The sequence below is a fragment of the Mesorhizobium sp. M7A.F.Ca.CA.002.09.1.1 genome (genome assembly GCF_003998555.1).
GTDB classification, from domain to species: Bacteria; Pseudomonadota; Alphaproteobacteria; order Rhizobiales; family Rhizobiaceae; genus Mesorhizobium; species Mesorhizobium ciceri.
Window position 1 is genome coordinate 1 of sequence record NZ_RZRR01001636.1, and the last position, 418, is coordinate 418.

General features: G+C 62.7%; 1 protein-coding gene. It reads right to left on the reverse strand.

All coding sequences use genetic code 11. The features are described from left to right. Nucleotides 1-20: 20 nt before the first annotated feature. A complete protein-coding gene (locus tag EN994_RS35085) occupies nt 21-377 on the reverse strand; it encodes a hypothetical protein (RefSeq protein WP_127308332.1) in 357 nt (118 codons plus the stop codon). Nucleotides 378-418 lie beyond the last annotated feature (41 nt).

Genomic DNA, 418 nt, shown 5'->3' on the forward strand with positions numbered 1-418 from the left:
CTGCCGGAAGGCGCGGCAGGCTATGGATACTTGGTCGGCGGTACGGCAGGGCTCAAATCGCCCTGCAGTTCCTTCGGCAGCGGCAGGCTTGAGCATTGCAGGTGCACTTCGCGGGCGAACAGCTTTCGTTGCTTCTGCTCATGCTCCTTGATGGCTGCGACGAGCCCCATCGAGTATGGACCAAGCAGGACGCCGAAACCCCATCCCGGATGCTCTTTCTCGCGAGCCTCGTAATCCGAAGCCGCCCTGCGGGCCTGCTGGCATGCCGGGGAGGCCCATTTCTGGTCCTGCTGCGAAAGCGACGCCTCATAGTCGACCGGGGAGGTCGCGCACCCAGCCACTGCCGCAGTCAATGCGAGGCAGATTGCGTTTCTCATCCGAAGCCTCTCCTAAGCCTTGTGAAGGGCCTGCATAGACC